The sequence below is a fragment of the Gryllotalpicola reticulitermitis genome (assembly GCF_042651345.1).
In the GTDB taxonomy this organism is placed as follows: domain Bacteria; phylum Actinomycetota; class Actinomycetes; order Actinomycetales; family Microbacteriaceae; genus Gryllotalpicola; species Gryllotalpicola reticulitermitis.
The window spans coordinates 51,462-69,909 of sequence record NZ_JBHSCN010000006.1 but is presented as its reverse complement, the minus strand read 5'-3'; the positions used below and the strand labels follow the sequence as shown (position 1 = coordinate 69,909).

Genomic DNA, 18,448 nt, shown 5'->3' with positions numbered 1-18,448 from the left:
TTGGTGGGGAAATGTGTTCTCACCCTAAAGGCATAACTGTTTCCGGGTTGTTAAGCAGCGTCGCCATGTGAAACACCGCTATTCACCGCGTAGGCGACGCCGTTCCAGCTCCAGGTCCGCCATCGCGCGGCTGATCGAGGCGCGCGTGTCGCTGTCCGACGGGTCGGCGCGCTGCAATCGGCTTTGCAATTCGGCCTTGAGGCCGATCATGTCCTTCTCGATGAGCGCGCCCACGATGGCGCGCGCCCACACCTTCGCGCCCTCCTCCGTGCGCTCGGGCACGGGCGACATCGCGAGCTGATCGACGACGGCGCGGAACTGCTCGGGCAGGTCGTTACGGATGCGTGCAAACCAGTCGGGCGCGCCCACCGCGTCGACATTCGCCGCGATCGCCGTCTTCATCAGCTCGAGGGTCGGGTTCGTGAACCGCGCCTGCATCGCCCGGGCGACCAGCTCGGCGCCGATCGCCTCGGGGAGCTGCAGCACGGCCATGAGCGCCTGCCGCTCGGTCTGCGTCACCGGGTCGCGACCGAGGTCGGCGAGCGTGACAGGACGGATGCCTGCACCCGCGGGAGGGGATGCGTCTGCCCACGGCTCGGGCGGCGGAGCATCCGACTGCGCTCTCGCCCGGCTGGCCGCCTGGCGGACCGCGCCCTGCGCCTCGATCAGCTCGGCTCCCGCCATACGGGCGAGCTCGCGCGTGTAACCCGGACGCAGCGCCGAATCGCGGATGCCCGCGACGATCGGCGCGCCCGCGCGCAGCGCCGCGACCCGCCCCTCGACGGTGTCGAGGTCGAATCGGTTCACCACTTGGCGCAGCATGAACTGGAACATCGGCGTCTTCTCGTCGATCATGCGCCGCACGGCGGCGTCGCCCTGGGCGAGCCGCAGGTCGCACGGGTCGAGCCCTTCAGGGCCGACCGCGACGTACGTCTGCGCGGTGAAGCGGCCCTCTTCGGCGAACGCCCGCGTCGCGGCCTTCTGCCCGGCGGCATCAGGGTCGAACGTGAATACGACCTGGCCCCCGGTGCCGTCGTCGCCGAGAATGCGACGGATCAGCTTGATGTGCTCGGTGCCGAACGCCGTACCGCAGGTCGCGACCGCAGTGGTGATGCCCGCAAGGTGGCACGCCATCACGTCGGTGTAGCCCTCGACGACGACCACCTGCTTGCCACGGCTCACGTCTCGCTTGGCGAGGTCGAGGCCGTAGAGCACCTGCGCCTTGTGGAAGACCGCGGTCTCGGGCGTGTTCAGATATTTCGGGCCATTGTCGTCGTCGAACAGCCTCCGCGCGCCAAAGCCGAGCGTGGTTCCGGTCACGTCGCGGATCGGCCAGACGACCCGGCCCCGGAATCGGTCGTACGCTCCCCCGCGCTCGTTCTGTGACACGAGGCCGGCGGCCGCGAGCTCGTCGGTGCCGAAGCCCTTCGCGCCGAGGTGCTTCGTCAACTCGTCCCAGCTCTTCGGCGCATAGCCGACGCCGAAGCGTGCGGCCGCCGCAGCGTCGAAGCCGCGTTCACCGAGGAACTTGCGGGCGGGTTCCGCGTCTGGGGCCATTAGGCGCGCGATGAAGAACTCTTCCGCCGCCTTGTTGGCGGCAAGGATCCGCGCCCGCGTGCCGCGATCTTCGCTCGCCTGGCCGCCGTCCTCATACGTCAGCGCGTACCCGATGCGCGCGGCGAGGCGCTCGACCGCCTCGGCGAACGGCAGATGGTCCATCTTCTGCAGGAACGTGAACACGTCGCCGGACTCGCTGCAGCCGAAACAGTGGTAAAAGCCGACTTGCGGGCGCACATGGAAGCTCGGCGTGCGCTCGTCATGGAAGGGGCAGAGGCCCTTCAGCGACCCGACGCCGGCGGGTTTGAGTGACACGTATTCGCCGATCACATCGGCGATGTTCGTGCGCGCCTTGACCTCGTCGATGTCGCTGTGACGAATGAGGCCGGGCATGATTCGATCCTAGGTTCCGTGCGGCCGCGTCAGCGGCGCGTCACTGCTGCACGAGGCGCTCGAACCACGAGATCGCCGCCTGATCGGTGAGGCTGGCGACCTGATCGACGACGACGCGCTTGCGTGCCGCGTCGTCGCTGGCCGCGCGCCAGTCCTCGGCGAAGCCGAGGTCCAGGTCAGCGGGGCCGGTGGCGAGCAGCGCGTCAGCAAGGCCCACGAGCAGTTCCCGCTGACGCCGATAGACCGGCTGGCGGTCGTTGTTGCTCATGATGAAGGCGGCGGTGAGGCCTTTCATGACGCCGATTTCCGCGGCCTCGTCGGGCGGCACGACCACCTGGGCGCTGTAGCGGGTCAGGCTGGGTCGCGGGTAGGCGGCGCGCGTCGCCAGCGTCGCGTTCCGCGCGAAGCGCCCGATCAGCTGGCTCGTCAGGTTCTTGAGCCGTGCCTGGTCGAGGCGGGAGCCGTTCCAGGAGTGCAGCCACTGCTCCATGGCGGTGAGGCGCTGGTGAGCGGCCTCGAGCTCGTCTGTCGTGAACTCGTCGCCGACCCAGTCCTTCACCTTCGCCATCAGACCGTCGTGAGCCGCAGGCGAGCCGAGCACGTCGACGTCGATGTACCCGTTCACGATCGCGTCCTCGAAGTCGTGCACCGAGTACGCGATGTCGTCGGACAGATCCATCACCTGCGCTTCGATGCACCGCACTCGGTCGGGCGCGCCCTCGCGCAGCCACTCGAAGACGGCCGTGTCGTCGGCATAGAAGCCGAACTTCTCCCGACCGGATGCGTCGGCGACGGAGCTCTGAATCGGCCAGGGGTACTTGCAGCTCGCGTCGAGGCTCGCGCGCGTGAGGTTGAGACCGTACGGATGCCCGTCGGGCCCGAACACCTTCGGCTCAAGGCGCGTGAGTAGACGGAGCGTCTGCGCGTTCCCCTCGAAGCCGCCGATGTCGGCGCTCCACTCGGAGAGCGCACGCTCGCCGTTGTGACCGAAGGGCGGATGACCGAGATCGTGCGCCAGGCACGCCGTGTCGACCACGTCGGGGTTGAGTCCGAGGTTCGTCGCCAGCTCGCGCCCGATCTGCGCCACCTCGAGCGAGTGCGTGAGGCGATTGCGCGCGAAGTCGAGACCGACAGTGGGGCTCAGGACCTGTGTCTTCGCCGCGAGGCGCCGCAGCGCACTCGAGTGGAAGAGCCGGGCCCGATCGCGTGCGAAGTCGCTACGGCGACCCGAGTGCTGCTCCGGCAGCCAGCGTTCGCGGTCGAACTCGCCGTACGAGCGCAGTTCGCCGGAGCGCGGCTCAACCGCCACTGTTGTGGACCTCGTTCGCCGACATGTCGGCACGCATCGCACCGTCGACATCGCGCGAGTCGAGCCAGTGCTCGGGCAGCGACGGAACTCGCGGGCTCCCCTGGCGCCCTCGGGCGCCCTCGGCGCCCTCACCCGGATACGGTGCCGCCCAGTCGAGCGTGGCGAGCAGTTCGTCGATCTCGGCGAGGCTCGACGAGGTGGCCAGCCTGGCCCGCAGCTCGCCGCCGACCGGGTAGCCCTTGAAGTACCAGGCGACGTGCTTGCGGATGTCTCGGCAGCCGCGCCCCTCGTCCTCGAAGAACTCCACGAGCAGCTCGGCGTGCCGGCGGAACGCGGCGGCGACGGTGCCGAGCCCGGGGTGGAAGCCGGCGCCCTCATGCCACTGCCCGCGCATGGCCGCAGCGAGATCGCCGAACAGCCACGGGCGCCCGAGGCATCCGCGCCCGACAACCACCCCGTCAGCGCCCGTCTCGCGCATCATCCGCAGGGCGTCGTCGGCGGACCACACGTCGCCGTTGCCAAGGACGGGAATGTCGAGCGCTTCCTTGAGATTCGCGATCGCCTGCCAGTCCGCGTGCCCGGAGTACATGTCGGCCGCAGTGCGTCCGTGCAGGGCGACGTACGAGACGCCGGCGTCTTGCGCGGCACGCCCGGCGTCGAGGTAGGTGAGGTGGTCATCATCGATGCCTTTACGCATCTTCACGGTGAGCGGCAGGTGCTCGGCCGCCGCCTTGGCGCTGGCGACGATCTCGCGGAACAGGCCGAGCTTCCACGGGAGCGCGCTGCCGCCGCCCTTGCGGGTCACCTTGGGCACGGGGCAGCCGAAGTTCAGGTCGATGTGGTCGGCGAGGCCCTCGGCCACGATGATGCGGACGGCATCGCCGACGGTCACCGGGTCAGTCGTGTAGAGCTGCACCGAGCGGAACGTCTCGGACGGGTGGTGCCCGATCAGGCGCATGGTCTCAGCGTTGCGCTCGACCAGCGCGCGGCTCGTGATCATCTCGCTCACGTAGAGCCCCGCACCGAACTCTCGGCACAGCCGGCGAAATGCCGTGTTCGTGATGCCGGCCATCGGCGCCAGCACGACGGGCACGTCGATCTGGTGATCGCCGAGACGCAGGGGCGCGGCGTTTAGGGTGGCGGTAGACATCTCTCCAAGTTTCTCAGATGGATGCTGAAAGGGCGTGCGGCGACGTGGATGACCGATTTCCGGGGCTCGCCGGTACCGAGCGTGTGGCAGCGGATGCCTCAGCCCGTGGCCTCGACGTACGCATCGTCACCAGACCTGCGGCCGGCTCGCTGGCCGAGGCCGCCGCTCTGCTCGGGCTCGAGCCGGCGGGCATCGTGAAGACTCTGGTCGTCAAGCGTCACGATGGTGACTTCCTTTTCGCCCTGGTGCCCGGTGGCCGAAAGATCTCCTGGCCGAAGCTGCGCGCACTCGTCGGCGTGAACAAGCTGCAGCTGCCTGCGCCAGAGGTCGCTCTCGGAGCGACCGGCTATGAGCGCGGCACTATCACTCCGCTCGGCTCAGCACGCGAGTGGCCCGTCTACGCCGACGAGACGATCGTCGGCCGCGAGATCGCGCTCGGGGCCGGCGAGCACGGCTACTCGGCGTTCGTCTCCGCCGACGCGCTCGTCTCGGCGTTCGGCGCGACGGTGGCCGACATCACTGACCCGGAATAGACGGAAGAAGCGGCCGGCAGCTCGCACACGCCGTCGACGCATGCCGCCGCCTGCGCGTCGCCGAGGGGAACGAGCTTCACGCGTCGACCGCCTCAGGAACTGAACCGCGCTCGCGCCAGACCTGCTCGAGCACCTGGGCGAAGGTCTGCGCCTCTTGCGCACCCGACACCCCGTATTTGCCATCGATCACGAAGAACGGCACGCCGTTGATGCCGTACTCGACGGCGGTCTGCTGATCTTCACGGACGGCAGCGAGGAACTCGTGGGTCTCGAGCGCCGTGGTCAAGGCATCCGAATCGAGCCCGATCTCAGCGCCGAGCGCCGCAAGCTCGGCGACGTCGCCCACGTACCGGCCTTCGAGGAAATACGCCGAGAGCAGCCGCTCCGTCATCTCGAGCTGCTTGCCCTGCGACTTCGCGAAATGCACGGCCTCATGCGCCAGCACCGTGTTCGTGTGCTTCAGGTGGTCGTAGTCGTAGTTCAGGCCGACGGATGCCGCGATACCGGTCACGCGGTCGAGCAGCTGCTGCGCCTGCTCGGCCGGAATTCCCTTGTGGGTTGCGAGGAAGTCCGCCTCGTTGCCCTCGAAGTCGACGGGCGTGTCAGGGCTCAGCTCGAACGAGTGATACTCGATCTCGACGCCGCGCTGCTCGCCCGCGCCGGCGAACAGGCCACTGCCCGCCTCGAACTTACGCTTCCCGATGTAGCACCACGGGCACGCGATATCGGACCAGATGTCGACTTTGATCGGCTGGGCTGAGTCAGTCACGTCAATGTCAACGACCGCTCGCTCGCGCTATTCCCACGGCGGCCCGCGAGCAGGCGGGCCAGTTGGCGGCGAGTGGCTATTTGGTGGCCAGGCGCCGCTCGGTTAGCTTTCGGCCATGACTTCTGCAGCCACTGCGAGCGATCGGCTCGTGGCCCACTTCGCCGGCAAGCTCGAGTTCGAGACCGACTCCTCCGACGTCCACGCCGACCAGGAGAACGGGGTGCGATTCGTGCTCGTCGACTCGCGTGGCGACAGTGCATGGCAGCAGGGCCGCATCGTCGGCGCGCTTCACCTTCCGACGGCGGAGATCGCCGTTCGAGCGCCGCACGAGATTCCGCTCGAGACGCCCGTCGTGACCTATTGCTGGGGGCCGGGGTGCAACGGCTCGACCCGCGCCGCGTTGGAGTTCGCCAAGCTCGGCTACCGGGTCAAGGAAATGATCGGCGGCTTCGAGTACTGGGCCCGCGAGGGCTACCCGGTCGAAGACGACCACGGGCGCATCAAGCGCGCGAAGGACCCGTTGACGGCTCCGCTCGACTCGATCACCTGCGACTGCTGACTACCCGCGGGCGGCGAGCGAGAACGTGAGCGGCACCCGCTCCCGGCCTTCGGGCAGCATCCAGTTGCCGTCGAAGGGGCTGCCTGCTTCCGCTTCGACCATCTGCGCGAGGCCCTTCCACGGCAGCGTGTTCTGTTCGCCGAACGCCTCGATCATGAGCCCTTCGGCGAGCAGCACGCCGATGATCTCCGAAAGCGGATGCGTCCACTCGTAGTTCGTCGAGTTCGCGAGCTTCGCGGTACCCGCGTAGCTCAGCTCGCTGTCGAAGCGCAGCGGCGACTCGACGGCGAAGTACGGGTAGCGCACGACCAGCGCCTCATCGTCGCGCTCGTCGTCGAGCGCGTACAGCATCGGGTGCGTGTCGCGCACGTAGAAGACACCGCCGGGCTTCAGCAGCGTGCGGATGCTTCGCGCCCACGCAGCGAGATCCGGGAGCCAGCACAGCGCGCCGATGCTCGTGTAGACGACGTCGAAGGTGTCGCGGACTGCGATGGATGCCTCGTCGACGGTCGACTCGACGAAACGCGCCTCGAGCCCCGCGCGCTCGGCGAGCGTGCGTGCGGCGCCGATCGCCTCCGCCGAGAAGTCGACACCGGTGACGTGCGCGCCGAGCCGCGCGAAGCTCAGCGTGTCCGTGCCGATGTGGCACTGGAGGTGGGCGAGCGAGAGCCCGGCGACCGAACCGCCGGGCAGATGCGGCGACATGAGCCGCAGGTCGTCGCGCACGACGGTCGAGATGCGCGAGCCGTCAGCCACGAAACCCTCGGTGTCGTAGCCGGTCAGATGGCCTTCGACGCGCTCGTCCCAGTTGGCGCGGTTCGCCGCAAGGTAGCTGGTTTCCGTCATCCGTCGCTCTTCTCCGATCTCGGCACGACCTTGTAGGTGGGGATGGCTCCCGTCGCGGTCGTGTACTCGCGCGGCGCCCTCTGGCGTCGTCGCAGCAGCCCGAAGCCGACCGAGACGCGGTTCAGGGTGAGGGTGCGCTGCTCGGGCAGGCTCCACCCGAACGCGACGGCGATGAGCCGCACGGCGAAGGTGACGGCCGTCGAGATCGCCGCGCACCAGAAGACGGAGACGTGGGCGTCGTGGAGCCCCACCTGCGCGAGCGTTCCGGCGGCGGCCGCAACGGCATAGAGCGAGCCGACGTGCATGACGGCGATCGGCATGTTGAGCAGGATGTCTCGCAGCATTCCCCCGCCCACCGCCGCGAGCATGCCGACGAAGGCGGCCGGGATCTCGGGCAGGCCGAGGGCGATGGCCTTCGTCGTGCCGATGGCGCCGAACAGGCCGAGGGTCAGTGCGTCGAGCGCCGTGATGACCGGGTCGATACGGGTGAACAGGGCCGCGAGCAGCATGCCGACGAGGGCGGCGGCGATCGCCACCGGGATGTACCAGTTGTTGGACAGGGCGACGAGGGGCTGCCCGAGGGACACGTCGCGCAGGAATCCGCCGCCGAGGCCCGTCGCCACGCCGATGAAGGCGACGCCGAACAGGTCGATCCGCCGCTCCCGGAATCCGCTCGCGTATGCCGCGCCCTGCACGCTGCCCACCGCGACCGCCGCGAACTCTGCCCAGTGCGGAATCGAGAATGTCGCGCCGTTCACGAGGTCTCATCCTGGCACGGTGGGCCGCGCGCGCCTGAATGCGCACGCTGGGATAATCGCCGTGTGCCTGTATATCGTGACGAGGCGGTGATCCTCCGCACCCACAAGCTGGGCGAAGCCGACCGTATCGTGACGATGCTGTCGCGGCGACACGGGAAGATCCGTGCGGTCGCAAAGGGGGTGCGGCGCACCGCGTCCAAGTTCGGTGCGCGGCTCGAGCCGTTCATGGTCGCCGACGTACAGCTGTACGAGGGGCGCAGCCTCGACGTGATCCAGCAGGCCGAGACGCTCGGCGCCTACGGGGCCGAGATCGCGGGCGACTACGCGAGCTACACCGCCGCGAGCGCAATGGTCGAGACCGCCGACCGACTCACCGACGCTGAGGGTTCGCTGCAGCAGTACCTGTTGCTCGTCGGCGCTCTGAGATCGCTGAGCCGCTCAGAGCACACGCCGGGGCTCACGCTCGACTCGTACCTGCTGCGATCGCTCTCCGTCGCCGGCTGGGCGCCCTCGTTCGGCGCCTGCGCACGCTGCGGGAAACCCGGGCCCCACGACCGTGTGGTGCCGCAGCTCGGCGGCGTTGTGTGCAGTGACTGCGCGCCCCCCGGAACGGCGCACCTCGACGGTGCGACGCTCGGTCTGCTCGGGGCGCTGCTCGCGGGCGATTGGCCGGCCGCCGAGGCATCCGCCGTGGACACTCGCGCCCGCGCGAGCGGTATCGTCGCCGCCTACCTGCAGTGGCATCTGGAGCGCGGTCTGCGCTCGCTCAGCCACGTGTCCCGAGAGGTCCCTCCCCCGCTGTGAGCCCGAAGCCGTTCACCCACAAGGACGCCGTCGCGTACCGCCCCGTCGACTGGACCGGTCTCTACCCGCCCCGGCTGCCGCCCGCGGCGGTGCCCGACCATGTGGCTGTCGTCATGGACGGCAACGGCCGGTGGGCGAACCGGCGCGGGCTGCCGCGCATCGAGGGGCACCGCGCGGGCGAGGCCGTGCTGCTCGATGTGGTTGCGGGTGCTCTGCAGATCGGTGTCAAGCATTTGAGCGTCTATGCGTTCTCGACCGAGAACTGGGTGCGCTCGCCCGACGAGGTGCGCTTCCTGATGGGCTTCAACCGTGACGTGCTGCACCGCCGCCGCGACCAGCTCAATGAGTGGGGCGTGCGGGTGCGCTGGGCGGGCCGCAAGCCGCGGCTGTGGGGCTCCGTGATCAAAGAGCTGCAGTTCGCGGAAGAGCTCACCAAGGACAACACCGCGATGACGCTCACGATGTGCGTGAACTACGGCGGTCGCACCGAGATCGCCGACGCCGTGCGCGGCATCGCCGACGACGTCGCCGCCGGGCGCCTGCGCCCGAGCGCCGTGAACGAGAAGCTCATTCAGCGGCGCCTGTACCTGCCTGATCTGCCCGACGTCGACCTCTTCGTCCGATCGAGTGGCGAGCAGCGCACCTCGAACTTTCTGCTGTGGCAGTCGGCGTACGCCGAGATGGTGTTCCTCGATACGCTCTGGCCCGACTTCTCGCGCACCGAGCTGTGGCGCGCGATCGAGATCTATGCGAGCCGCAGCCGGCGGTTCGGCGGGGCCGTCGACACCCCGCACGCGACGACTGAGGCGGATGCGTCGAGCGCATGATCGTCCGCTTCGAGGAGTACGACCACACGACGCTCGAGACGGTGCGGTGCGAACCGCGCGGCGCCGACCAGCGCGGAGCGTGGTTCAGCATCGATGAAGCATCCGTGCTGTTCGTGCCCTGGAACGCCGACTGGTGCGTGCGCTTCTACGAGGGCGACGCCGACGGTCTCGAAGCCTTCGCCCAGGTCGTGAAGCCGGTGCACATCTCGAGCGAGGTGGTCGAGCTCATCGTGCTCGATCTCGGCGTCGAGGTCACCGAGGGCGTCGTGCGCCTCACCGGCGAGGAGGACTTCGAGTGGAACCAGCTCGCGCAGGACTACCCGGAGGAGCTGGTCGTGCGCGCACGCCGTGCGGCGAACGAGGCGCTCGAACGGGTCATGATGGCCACGTACCCGTTCGACCGGACGGCCGCAGAGATCGTCGCCGACGTATGTAACGAACGCGACACACGTAGCGAATAGGCTGATCACGTGGAGATCAGGGTGCGAACGGATGCCGACTTGCCGGCGCTCCTGCTCGCGCTCGCGGCCACTCACGAGGTCGACAAGTACCCGGTGCTGCCCACCCACGTGACGAGCGAATGGCTGCTCGAGGGCGACGACGGCATGGCCTGGGTCGCCGAGCACGAGGGCGAGGTCGTGGGCCACATCGCCGTCGCCGAGGCCGAGGAAGACCCGAACGCGCTCAGCGTGCACCGCCTCTTCGTGCGCCCCGGTGCCCGCGGTCACGGCGTGGCGAGCACGCTCCTCACCACCGTCGAGACGTACTCGAAGATCCTCGCGCAAGATCTGTTCCTCGAGGTCGTGAGCCACAACAGCGAGGCGATGCGTCTGTACGAGTCACGCGGGTGGCATCGGGTGAGCGGCTACGTCGCCACGTGGACCGCCCCCGATGGCACCCACCCCGAGATCAATCTGTACGCCTCACCCCACAATGACGCCGCGCACGTGCTGCACGTGGGCCGCGGCAAGCCGACGGAGTGACCTCGGGCCCGTCTGCTATGCGGTGACGAGTTCGGACTCGTTCTCCGACTCGGTCGCGCGGATTGCGCGGTTGACCGCCGAGACGATGGCCTTGAGGCTCGCGATCGACGTGTTCGCGTCGACGCCGACGCCCCACAGGCGCGTGCCGTTCACGTCGAGGTCGACGTACGACGCGGCCTTCGCGTCACCGCTCGCGCTCATGGTGTGCTCGACGTAGTCGTAGAGCGAGACGCGGATGCCGCGCTGCTCCAGCACCTTGATGAACGCGTCGATCGGCCCATTGCCCTCGCCGCTCGCGATCTCCGCCTCGTCGCCGTCGCGGAGACGCGCGGTGAAGAAGCACTCCCCCGTGGCCTCGCTGTCGATCTTGGTGCCGAGCAACTCGAAGCGACCCCACTTGGCCTCATCGGCTTCAGCGGGCAGGTACTCGTCCTGGAAAACGGCCCAGAGCTCGTCGCTCGTGACCTCACCGCCCTCGGAGTCCGTCTTCGCCTGCACGACAGCGCTGAACTCGATCTGCAGCTTGCGCGGCAGGTCGAGCGCGTGGTCGGTCTTGAGCAGGTAGGCGACGCCGCCCTTGCCGGACTGCGAGTTGACCCGGATGACCGCCTCGTAGGTACGCCCCAGGTCGCGCGGGTCGACGGGCAGGTAGGGCACCGCCCATTCGAGCTGGTCGATCTCGATGCCGGCTGCCGACGCATCCGCCGCCATGCGCTCGAAGCCCTTCTTGATCGCATCCTGATGCGACCCCGAGAAGGCCGTGAAGACCAGATCGCCGCCCCACGGCACGCGCTCGCCGACCGGCAGCTGATTGCAGAACTCGACGGTGCGCTTGATGTCGTCGATGTCGCTGAAGTCGATCTGCGGGTCGATGCCCTGCGTGAACAGGTTGACGCCGAGCGTGACCAGGTCGACGTTGCCCGTGCGCTCGCCGTTGCCGAACAGGCAGCCCTCGATGCGATCTGCGCCGGCCAGGTAGCCCAGCTCGGCGGCGGCCACCGCGGTGCCGCGGTCGTTGTGGGGGTGGAGCGAGAGGATCACGTTCTCGCGGTGGTTCAGGTGGCGGGACATCCACTCGATCGAGTCGGCGTAGACGTTCGGCGTCGCCATCTCGACCGTGGCCGGCAGGTTCAGGATCACCTTGCGCTCGGGCGTGGGCTCGAACACCTCGAGCACCTCGTTGCAGATGCGCGCCGCCACCTCGAGCTCGGTGCCCGTGTAGCTCTCGGGCGAGTACTCGTAGTAGACGGCCGTCTCGGGAATCGTCTTCTCGAACTTCCGGCAGAGCCGGGCGCCCTCGAGTGCGATGTCGATGACACCCTGTACGTCGGTGCGGAACACGACGTCGCGCTGCAGGATGCTCGTCGAGTTGTACAGGTGCACGATGGCCTGCTTCGCACCCCTGATCGCCGCGTAGGTGCGTTCGATCAGGTGCTCGCGGCTCTGCGTCAGCACCTGGATCGTGACGTCGTCGGGGATCGCGCCTTCGTCGATCAGGCTGCGCACGAAGTCGAAGTCGGTCTGGCTCGCGCTCGGGAAGCCGACCTCGATCTCCTTGTAGCCGAGCTTCACGAGCAGATCGAACATGATGCGCTTGCGCTCGGGGCTCATCGGGTCGATGAGCGCCTGGTTGCCGTCGCGCAGATCGACGGCGCACCAGCGCGGTGCCTCGGTGATGCGCTTCGTGGGCCAGGTACGGTCGGGCAGGTCGACGGCGATCTGCTCGTGGAACGGCCGGTACCGATGGATCGGCATGGTGCTGGGCTGCTGGTTGTTCTTCATCGCTTCAACTCTTTCGCTTGCGCTGTCGTCTGAGACGCACTGGGTCTGAAAGAAGCCGACAGGAAACCCCGCGACGAGTCTGGCCTCTAGATCGAGGACTCGGCGCGGCAGCTAAGGAGGAGCTGGCGGAACATTGCTGTCAGATTACCACTAAGGCGCGTCAGGCCTAAAAGCCCAAGCGGCCGAGCTGCTTGGGGTCCTGCTGCCAGTCCTTCGCCACTTTGACGTGGATCGAGAGGAACACCTTCCGCCCGAGCAGCCCCTCGATCTGTGCGCGGGCGGTCTGACCGATCTCCTTGAGGCGCGTGCCGGCCCGGCCGATGACGATCGCTTTCTGGCTGTCGCGCTCGACGAACAGGTTCGCGTAGATCTCGACGATGTCCTTGTCGTCGCGCTCGATCATGTCGTCGATCGTCACAGCGAGGGAATGCGGCAGCTCTTCGCGTGCACCCTCGAGAACGGCCTCTCGCACGAACTCGGCGATGCGGTCGACGGTCTCCTCGTCGGTGAGCTGGTCCTGTGGATACAGCGGCGGCGAGTCGGGCAGCAGGCCGACGAGCTCACCGAGGAGGTCGTCGAGCTGGCGGCCGGTGGTCGCCGAGATCGGCACGATGGCGTCCCAGTCGCGCAGGCGGCTGATGGCGAGGAGCTGTTCTGCGACAGCCGCCTTGCCTGCGACATCCGTCTTCGTCACGATCGCGACCTTCTTCGCGCGCGGGGCGCCGTCGAGCCGCTCGTTGATGAAGCGGTCGCCCGGCCCGATCTTCTCGTCGGCGGGCACGCACATGCCGATCACGTCGACGGAGCCGAGCGTCTCTTCGACGAGCGCGTTGAGCCGCTCGCCGAGCAGCGTGCGCGGGCGGTGCACACCCGGCGTGTCGACGACGATGAGCTGCGCGTCAGGGCGGTTCACGATGCCGCGGATGGCGCGCCGCGTCGTCTGCGGCTTCGACGACGTGATCGCGACCTTCTCGCCGACGAGCGCGTTGGTCAGCGTCGACTTTCCCACGTTGGGCCGGCCGACGAAGCTGACGAAGCCGGCCTTGAACGGCGTAGCGGATGTCTCACTCAACGGTGCCCCTGTTCATCACGGTCTATGGTGGCACGCCTCACGAGCACGGTCGCGAGCCTGCTGCCCCGGCGCCCCTCGTTACGCTCGGCCGTCAACTCGAGTCCGGCCACCCCGACCTCATCGCCCGGCTCGGGCAGCTTGCCGAGCGCCTTCGACAGCAGGCCTCCGACGGAGTCGACATCCTCGACGTCGTCCTCATCGAACTCGATGTCGAACAGCTCGCCGAGCTCATCGATCGACAGCCGCGCGCTGACCCGATAGCTGCCGCTTCCCGGCGCGATCGACGCGTCGCCGAGCGCCTCGACGAGCGGCGCGGTCTTGTCGTACTCGTCGTCGATCTCGCCGACGAGTTCTTCGATCAGGTCCTCCATGGTGACAAGCCCGGCGATGCCTCCGTACTCGTCGACGACGAGCGCGAGGTGATTCTTCTCGAGCTGCATCTGCCGCAGCAGGGCGTCGGCGGGCTTCGACTCCGGTACGAAGACGGCAGGGCGCTGCAGGGTCGCCACGGCCTGCGCGTCCGCATTGCCCGGCCGCTCGTAGACGAGGCGCGACACGTCACGCAGGTACAGCACGCCGGTGACGTCGTCCGGACCGTCACCGACCACCGGCACGCGTGAGACACCGCGTCCGAGGAACAGGCTCATCGCCGCTGCCACAGTCGCGCTCGCATCGACGGTCACCATGTCGGTGCGGGGCACCATCACCTCGCGCACGATCCGATCGCCGAACTCGAAGACCGAATGGATCAGCTCGGCATCGGCCTGCTCGAGCACCGAGTGCTCGGTGGCATCGTCGATCAGGCTGAGCAACTGCTCCTCGCTTCCGACGGTCGAGCGGGCGCGCATCGGGGTGACGCGGTCGCCGAGCGCGACGAGCAGCCCGGCGACGGGTCCGAGGATCACGCGCAGGACCCGGATGATCGGCCCGGCGAACGCCAGCATCCGCTCGGGATGCGCGCGAGCCACGCTGCGCGGGCTCGTGCCGACGAGCACGAAGCTCGCCGCCGTCATGATCAGGGCGCTCAGCACGAGCGCGAGCCACCACGAGTCGAGCACCTTGACGAACGCGAGGGTGACGAGCACCCCGGCCGTCGTCTCGGCGACCACGCGCACGAATCCGATCGCGTTCTGATCGTGGATGTCGCCGCCCTCGACGCCGAGCGCGGATTCGAGGGCCGCCATGAAGCCGCCGAGCGCGACGAGCAGGAACGCGACGACGAAGAGCAGCGCGACGATCACGCGGCGGCTACCGGCGTCGTTCGGCCAGAGTGAACCCGACGAGCACGTCGCGCTGGATGCCGAACATCTCGCGCTCTTCGGCAGCGCTCGCGTGGTCGAACCCGAGCAGGTGCAGAATTCCGTGCGTCGTCAGCAGCTGCAGTTCCTCCACAAGAGAGTGCCCGGCCGACTCGGCCTGTGCCTGCGCGACCTGAGGGCACAGCACCACATCGCCGAGCAGGCCCGCAGGCGTGGGCTGCTCTTCCGTGCCGGGGCGCAGCTCGTCCATCGGGAAGCTCAGCACGTCGGTCGGGCCGGGCTCGTCCATCCACTGCACGTGCAGCTGTTCCATCGCGGCCTCGTCGATGAGTACGATGGCGAGCTCCGCTTCGGGGCTCACGTGCATCACGCCGAGCGCATACGCGGCCAGGCGCTGCAGGCGCGACTCGTCGACCGAGATCGCCGATTCGTTGTTTACCTCAATGCTCATTCGACTGGTGCCTTACTGCGTTCGGGCCAATGGGATTCGATGACGACCGTGCGCGTCGCGTCGCTCGGACACCGTTACTGGCGAGGCCTTCTCGGGCGCAAGGCCGGGTCGGCGGCGCGGCGTTCCGCCCGGTTGGCGAACTCGCGGGCCTGCTCGCGCTCATAGTGCTTCGCCTGCTGCTTCTGGTCGTACTCGGTGTACGCGTCGATGATGCGCCCGACGAGACTGTGCCTCACGACGTCGTCGCTGGTCAGGGTGGAGAAGTGGATGTCGTCGACGTTGTTCAGCACGCGAGAGACGAGGCGCAGCCCGGACGAGCCGGCGGGCAGGTCGATCTGCGTGACGTCGCCGGTGATCACCATGCGCGAGCCGAAGCCGAGACGCGTCAGGAACATCTTCATCTGCTCGGGGGTCGTGTTCTGCGCCTCGTCGAGGACGACGAACGAACTGTTCAGCGTGCGGCCGCGCATGTACGCGAGCGGGGCGACCTCGATGGTGCCGGCCGCGAGCAGCTTCGGCACGAGCTCGGGGTCCATCATCTCGTTCAGCGCGTCGTAGAGCGGCCGCAGGTACGGGTCGATCTTGTCGGTGAGGGTGCCGGGCAGATAGCCGAGCCGCTCCCCCGCCTCGATGGCGGGCCGCGACAGGATGATCCGGTCGACCTCCTTGCGCTGCAGCGCCTGAACGGCCTTCGCCATCGCGAGATACGTCTTGCCGGTGCCGGCGGGCCCGATGCCGAACACGATGGTGTTCTGGTCGATCGCGTGCACGTACTCGGCCTGCCCCGGCGTCATCGGGCGGATCGTCTTTCCCCGCACCTGCAGGATCGCCTCACCGAGCACCGCCGCCGGGCTGAGCCCCGAGTCGACCATCTGCCGGCCGCGGCTCACCTCGGTCGCACTCAGGTCGTGGCCGTTGCGGACCAGGGCGAGCAGCTCCTCGACGAGGGTGCGCGCGCTCGCGACCTGCTCTGCGTCGCCGACGAGGGAGATCTCGTTTCCGCGCACGTGCACCTGCACGCCGGGGTACTGCTTCTCGAGCGTGGTCAGCAGCCGGTCCTGCGGCCCGAGCAGTCGGACCATGGCGACGCCGTCGACCTCGAGGCGAGCCTCGGCGGGTGTGGCGGGAGTGTCGGCGTTAGGCAAAGGATCCTTCCGTGAGGCCACCAGCGAGCACGTGGGCGTGCACGTGGAAGATGGTCTGGCCGGCGCGTTCGCCGGTGTTGAAGATGAGTCGGTAATGACCGTCGGCGTGCTCGTCGGCGAGCTTCTGCGCCGTCGCGACGACCTCGGCCAGCAGCACGGGGTCGCCCGCGGCGAGCTCCGCGACGTTCGCGTATTCCTCGGTCTTCGGCACGATGAGCAGGTGCAGTGGCGCCTTCGGAGCGATGTCGCGGAACGCGATCACCCGGTCGGTCTCGTAGACGATGTCGGCCGGAATCTCGCGCGCGACGATGCGTGAGAACACGGACGGTTCGCGGTCGGTCATAGCTCCAGTCTACGGAGCGGGACCGACGACGCGGGGGGCCTCACCACCGGCCGAGGGCCGCGTTCAGCACGGAGAGTGCGGCGGGTCCGGCTGTCGACGTGCGCAGCACGTGCGCCCCGAGCCGCACGAGCTCTGCGCCGGCCGCGCGGAACGCGTCGAGCTCCGCCGGAGCGATCCCGCCCTCAGGCCCCACGACGAGCAGCAGGTCGCGGCCATCCGGCCGAATGTCGGTGATCGGATGCTGCGCCGACGGCTCGAGCACGAGCATCCGCTCGCCTGCGGCCGCCGCGATCAGCGCCTTCGTCGATGCCGCATCGGCCACACCGGGAAGCCACGCCCGCATCGACTGCTTCGTGGCCTCACGCACGATCGCCCCCCAGCGTTCGCGTCCCTTCTCGAGCTTCGGGCCGGACCAGCGCGACACCGACCGCTCGGCCTGCCACGGCACGACGCCGTCGATGCCGAGCTCTGTCGCCGCCTGGATCGCGAGCTCGTCGCGGTCACCCTTCGCGAGGGCCTGGGCCAGACGGATGCGCGGCGCCGGGGCATCCGTCACCCGAACGCTCTCGACGCGCACCGCGACGGCGGCCGGGGCCACGCTCTCGGTGACGGCCTCGACGACCCGCCCACGGCCGTCGCCCACGAGCATGCGCTCGCCGACGCGGGTGCGCGCAACCGTCGCGATGTGCTTCGCCTCGGCGCCGGTGACGGTCAGGAGACCGCCGGGTTCCGTGGGGAGCTCATCGACGAGATAGAAGTTCGCCATCGCTGACCGGCGCGCTAGAGGTTCAGGAAGCGGTCGCGCAGCTTGGCAAAGAGTCCCTGCTGGAACTGCGAGAGACGCGGCTTCTCAGCCTTGTGCTGCTTGGCGAACCTCTCGATCAGCTCGCGTTCGCCCCGTCCGAGCTTCGTGGGCGTCACCACCTGAATGCCGATGCGCAGATCGCCGCGGCCGCTGCCTCGCAGGCGCGTGATGCCGCGGCTCTTCACCGTGACGATCTCGGCGCTCTGCGTGCCCGCCCGCACCTCAACGTCGACCGGCCCGTCGAGGGCCGAGAAATTCGCGTGCGTGCCGAGGATCGCGTCGGTCATCGAGACCTCGAGCGTGGCGAGCAGATCGTCGCCGTCACGGCTGAAGACGTCGTCGTGCCTGACCTTGATCTCGAGGTACAGGTCGCCGTTGGGGCCCGCGGCCGGCCCGACCTCGCCCTGCCCGGGCAGCTGCAGGCGCAGCCCGGTGTCGACACCCGCAGGGATGTCGACCGGGATCGTCTTGCGCGCACGCACCCTGCCCTGCCCCTGGCAGGTCGTGCACGGGGTCGCGATGACAGTGCCGTAGCCGCGGCACGTGCCGCAGGGGCTCGACGTCATCACATTGCCGAGCAGTGACCGCACCGAGCGCTGGATCGAGCCGGTGCCGTGGCAGATGTCGCACGTCACCTCATGGGTGCCCGGCTCGCAGCATGAGCCGTTGCAGCGCCCGCACACGACGGCCGTGTCGACTTCGAGATCGCGGTGGGCGCCGAACACGACGTCCGCGAGGTCGATCTCGACCCGCAGCAGCGCGTCCTGGCCGCGTTCGCGACGCGACTTCGGCCCGCGCGAGCCGGTGGAGCCCCCGAAGAACGTCGAGAAGATGTCCTCGAAGCCGCTGAAGCCCTGCGCGCTTCCGAACGGCGAGCCGCCGGGTCCGGCCTGCGGCCCCAGGTTGTACTGCTCGCGCTGTTTCGGGTCGGACAGCACGTCATAGGCGTGCGTGACGAGTTTGAACCGCTCCGCGGCGTCGGCGCTCGGGTTGACGTCGGGGTGGAGTTCGCGCGCCAGCCGGCGGTACGCCTTCTTGATCTCGTCGGGGGTGGCGTCGCGATCGACGCCGAGCACTTCGTAATGATCTGCTGCCACTGCTGG

Annotated in this window: 20 protein-coding genes; 6 read left to right on the top strand and 14 right to left on the bottom strand. The window is 68.6% G+C overall.

Annotated elements, in window-relative coordinates; translation table 11 throughout:
• Positions 1-78: 78 nt before the first annotated feature.
• Genes dnaG through dusB form a run of 3 tightly spaced genes read right to left on the bottom strand, consistent with a single transcriptional unit; the run spans position 79 to position 4,409 of the window.
• Complete coding sequence (dnaG, locus tag ACFOYW_RS13560; protein WP_390229875.1) at positions 79-1,950, bottom strand: DNA primase; 1,872 nt, start codon at positions 1,948-1,950, stop codon at positions 79-81.
• 40 nt (positions 1,951-1,990) lie between these two features.
• On the bottom strand, positions 1,991-3,259 hold the full coding sequence (locus ACFOYW_RS13555) for a deoxyguanosinetriphosphate triphosphohydrolase (protein ID WP_390229872.1): 1,269 nt from the start codon (positions 3,257-3,259) through the stop codon (positions 1,991-1,993).
• Positions 3,249-4,409: a tRNA dihydrouridine synthase DusB gene (dusB, locus tag ACFOYW_RS13550; protein WP_390229869.1), complete on the bottom strand. Its 1,161-nt coding sequence runs from the start codon at positions 4,407-4,409 to the stop codon at positions 3,249-3,251. The genes ACFOYW_RS13555 and dusB overlap by 11 nt, the downstream gene beginning before the upstream one ends.
• A 44-nt stretch (positions 4,410-4,453) precedes the next feature.
• On the opposite strand from dusB, the gene ACFOYW_RS13545 reads away from it, so the two are divergent.
• A complete protein-coding gene (locus ACFOYW_RS13545) occupies positions 4,454-4,942 on the top strand; it encodes an aminoacyl-tRNA deacylase (RefSeq protein ID WP_390229866.1) in 489 nt (162 codons plus the stop codon).
• Between the two features lie 76 nt (positions 4,943-5,018).
• Here the strand turns inward: ACFOYW_RS13545 and ACFOYW_RS13540 are convergent, their stop codons facing one another.
• Entirely contained in the window at positions 5,019-5,711 is a 693-nt protein-coding gene (locus tag ACFOYW_RS13540; RefSeq protein ID WP_390229863.1) for a DsbA family oxidoreductase, read from the bottom strand.
• A gap of 115 nt (positions 5,712-5,826) precedes the next feature.
• On the opposite strand from ACFOYW_RS13540, the gene ACFOYW_RS13535 reads away from it, so the two are divergent.
• Positions 5,827-6,270 carry a rhodanese-like domain-containing protein gene (locus ACFOYW_RS13535; protein WP_390229861.1) on the top strand — a complete coding sequence of 148 codons (444 nt, stop codon included), beginning with the start codon at positions 5,827-5,829 and terminating at the stop codon, positions 6,268-6,270.
• Here ACFOYW_RS13535 and ACFOYW_RS13530 read toward each other — a convergent pair whose 3' ends face one another.
• Positions 6,271-7,116, bottom strand: a complete 846-nt coding sequence (locus ACFOYW_RS13530) for a class I SAM-dependent methyltransferase (RefSeq protein ID WP_390229858.1) — start codon at positions 7,114-7,116, stop codon at positions 6,271-6,273. It abuts the gene before it with no gap.
• A complete protein-coding gene (locus ACFOYW_RS13525; protein WP_390229855.1) occupies positions 7,113-7,874 on the bottom strand; it encodes a trimeric intracellular cation channel family protein in 762 nt (253 codons plus the stop codon). The genes ACFOYW_RS13530 and ACFOYW_RS13525 overlap by 4 nt, the downstream gene beginning before the upstream one ends.
• 63 nt (positions 7,875-7,937) lie before the next feature.
• On the opposite strand from ACFOYW_RS13525, the gene recO reads away from it, so the two are divergent.
• The 4 genes from recO to ACFOYW_RS13505 are packed head-to-tail and all read left to right on the top strand — an operon-like array spanning position 7,938 to position 10,488.
• The gene (recO, locus tag ACFOYW_RS13520) at positions 7,938-8,678 is read left to right on the top strand and encodes a DNA repair protein RecO (RefSeq protein ID WP_390229852.1); all 741 of its coding nucleotides are present in this window, start codon (positions 7,938-7,940) and stop codon (positions 8,676-8,678) included.
• Complete coding sequence (locus ACFOYW_RS13515; protein WP_390229849.1) at positions 8,675-9,505, top strand: isoprenyl transferase; 831 nt, start codon at positions 8,675-8,677, stop codon at positions 9,503-9,505. The genes recO and ACFOYW_RS13515 overlap by 4 nt, the downstream gene beginning before the upstream one ends.
• Positions 9,502-9,966: a hypothetical protein gene (locus ACFOYW_RS13510; protein WP_390229846.1), complete on the top strand. Its 465-nt coding sequence runs from the start codon at positions 9,502-9,504 to the stop codon at positions 9,964-9,966. Before ACFOYW_RS13515 ends, ACFOYW_RS13510 begins: the two co-directional genes overlap by 4 nt.
• A gap of 9 nt (positions 9,967-9,975) precedes the next feature.
• Positions 9,976-10,488: a GNAT family N-acetyltransferase gene (locus ACFOYW_RS13505; RefSeq protein WP_390229844.1), complete on the top strand. Its 513-nt coding sequence runs from the start codon at positions 9,976-9,978 to the stop codon at positions 10,486-10,488.
• A gap of 15 nt (positions 10,489-10,503) precedes the next feature.
• On the opposite strand, the gene leuA is transcribed toward ACFOYW_RS13505, so the two are convergent.
• From leuA to dnaJ, 8 genes are all read right to left on the bottom strand, one after another.
• On the bottom strand, positions 10,504-12,270 hold the full coding sequence (leuA, locus tag ACFOYW_RS13500) for a 2-isopropylmalate synthase (protein WP_390229842.1): 1,767 nt from the start codon (positions 12,268-12,270) through the stop codon (positions 10,504-10,506).
• 166 nt (positions 12,271-12,436) lie between these two features.
• The gene (gene era / locus ACFOYW_RS13495; protein WP_390229840.1) at positions 12,437-13,342 is read right to left on the bottom strand and encodes a GTPase Era; all 906 of its coding nucleotides are present in this window, start codon (positions 13,340-13,342) and stop codon (positions 12,437-12,439) included.
• Entirely contained in the window at positions 13,339-14,583 is a 1,245-nt protein-coding gene (locus tag ACFOYW_RS13490; RefSeq protein ID WP_390229837.1) for a hemolysin family protein, read from the bottom strand. The genes era and ACFOYW_RS13490 overlap by 4 nt, the downstream gene beginning before the upstream one ends.
• Before the next feature lie 7 nt (positions 14,584-14,590).
• A complete protein-coding gene (ybeY, locus tag ACFOYW_RS13485; RefSeq protein WP_390229834.1) occupies positions 14,591-15,052 on the bottom strand; it encodes an rRNA maturation RNase YbeY in 462 nt (153 codons plus the stop codon).
• Positions 15,053-15,126: 74 nt separating this feature from the next.
• Positions 15,127-16,134, bottom strand: a complete 1,008-nt coding sequence (locus ACFOYW_RS13480; protein WP_390231377.1) for a PhoH family protein — start codon at positions 16,132-16,134, stop codon at positions 15,127-15,129.
• A 55-nt stretch (positions 16,135-16,189) separates the two neighbouring features.
• Positions 16,190-16,540, bottom strand: coding sequence for a histidine triad nucleotide-binding protein (locus ACFOYW_RS13475; RefSeq protein WP_390229831.1), 351 nt, complete (start codon positions 16,538-16,540; stop codon positions 16,190-16,192).
• A 40-nt stretch (positions 16,541-16,580) separates the two neighbouring features.
• The gene (locus ACFOYW_RS13470; RefSeq protein WP_390229828.1) at positions 16,581-17,306 is read right to left on the bottom strand and encodes a 16S rRNA (uracil(1498)-N(3))-methyltransferase; all 726 of its coding nucleotides are present in this window, start codon (positions 17,304-17,306) and stop codon (positions 16,581-16,583) included.
• Positions 17,307-17,320: 14 nt separating this feature from the next.
• Complete coding sequence (gene dnaJ / locus ACFOYW_RS13465; protein ID WP_390229825.1) at positions 17,321-18,442, bottom strand: molecular chaperone DnaJ; 1,122 nt, start codon at positions 18,440-18,442, stop codon at positions 17,321-17,323.
• Between the last annotated feature and the right edge of the window lie 6 nt (positions 18,443-18,448).

Coding starts and splice junctions, on each gene's coding strand:
- dusB (WP_390229869.1), bottom strand. CDS start 4,409: ATGTCTACCGCCACCCTAAACGCCGCGCCCCTGCGTCTCGGCGATCAC.
- dnaG (WP_390229875.1), bottom strand. CDS start 1,950: ATGCCCGGCCTCATTCGTCACAGCGACATCGACGAGGTCAAGGCGCGC.
- ACFOYW_RS13530 (WP_390229858.1), bottom strand. CDS start 7,116: ATGACGGAAACCAGCTACCTTGCGGCGAACCGCGCCAACTGGGACGAG.
- ybeY (WP_390229834.1), bottom strand. CDS start 15,052: ATGAGCATTGAGGTAAACAACGAATCGGCGATCTCGGTCGACGAGTCG.
- ACFOYW_RS13470 (WP_390229828.1), bottom strand. CDS start 17,306: ATGGCGAACTTCTATCTCGTCGATGAGCTCCCCACGGAACCCGGCGGT.
- ACFOYW_RS13480 (WP_390231377.1), bottom strand. CDS start 16,134: ATGGTCCGACTGCTCGGGCCGCAGGACCGGCTGCTGACCACGCTCGAG.
- ACFOYW_RS13510 (WP_390229846.1), top strand. CDS start 9,502: ATGATCGTCCGCTTCGAGGAGTACGACCACACGACGCTCGAGACGGTG.
- ACFOYW_RS13475 (WP_390229831.1), bottom strand. CDS start 16,540: ATGACCGACCGCGAACCGTCCGTGTTCTCACGCATCGTCGCGCGCGAG.
- leuA (WP_390229842.1), bottom strand. CDS start 12,270: ATGAAGAACAACCAGCAGCCCAGCACCATGCCGATCCATCGGTACCGG.
- ACFOYW_RS13535 (WP_390229861.1), top strand. CDS start 5,827: ATGACTTCTGCAGCCACTGCGAGCGATCGGCTCGTGGCCCACTTCGCC.